General features: G+C 63.0%; 1 protein-coding gene. It reads right to left on the bottom strand.

What is annotated here, in order from left to right; genetic code table 11:
* Positions 1-949 (bottom strand): IS481 family transposase (locus FCU66_RS36735; RefSeq protein ID WP_136622785.1); only part of this gene is annotated, 949 nt, incomplete at its 3' end.
* Positions 950-1032: the final 83 nt, after the last annotated feature.

Raw genomic sequence — 1032 nt, 5'->3', positions numbered from 1 at the left:
TGTGGAGCCTCAACAGGTTGTCCTCGGTTAGGTCGAGGCGACTGATAGGTGGTTTTGATTTTAGGCTGCCGTGTGGGCGATGCCAATTGTATCTGTGCAGCCAGACAGGCAGTTCGGCGGCGCGGTGATCGGATGTCTGGTAGGCAATGGCGTAGGCCCATTCGCGCAGCGCCGTCTGGATGAAGCGCTCGGCCTTGCCATTGGTCTTGGGTGTATAGGGTCTTGTCCTGACATGCTTGAGACCGAGATCGCGGCAGGCCTTGGCGAAGGCCTTCGATCTGTAGCAGGAGCCGTTGTCGGTCATGACGCGCGCTATCGCGACGCCGAGGCTGGCGTAGTAGGCGACCGCCGCCTTGAGGAAGGCGACGGCGCTCTCTTGTTTCTCGTTGGGCAGGATCTGCGAGAAGGCGATGCGGGAGGCGTCGTCGATGCAGACATGGACGAACTCCCAGCCGGCGCCGCGGGACTTGCCCTTTTGCGGATCGCCGGTGATGCGATGGCCAACCTGGCTGAAGCGGCCGAGCTTCTTGATGTCGATATGGATCATCTCGCCGGGATGCTCGCGCTCGTAGCGCCGGATCGGTTCGGCCGGCTCGATATCCTTCAGCCGCGACAGTCCAGCACGCTTGAGAACCCGGCTGACGGTGGCGGACGAGACGCCGACCTCCATGGCGATGTGCTGGCCGGTCCAACGTTGCCGCCGCAGCGCCACGATGCGCTCGGCGATCGACACAGCGGTGGTCTGTGGCATATGGGCGGGCCGCGAGGAACGGTCGACCATGCCGGCGCGCCCTTCGGCCTTATAGCGCTCGACCCAGCGCGCCACGATCTTGGCCGACACGCCGTAGACGCGCGACGCATGGGCTTGGGAAAAAGCGCCTTCTATCACCGAAAGCGCCATCTCCTCTCGACGCAAAGGCGTGAGACGGGCATTCTTGTGGATGTTCATTCGGACCCTCCGGTGGATGCTGAAGCCTGGTAACTCCAGTCTCCTCCGTCCGGTCCGAATGGACAACCTCCCGAAAGCTCACA

This window comes from Mesorhizobium norvegicum, from assembly GCF_004919685.1.
Taxonomy (GTDB): Bacteria; Pseudomonadota; Alphaproteobacteria; order Rhizobiales; family Rhizobiaceae; genus Mesorhizobium; species Mesorhizobium norvegicum.
The sequence above is the reverse complement of the archived record's forward strand: the minus strand, read 5'-3'. Positions and strand labels throughout refer to the sequence as shown.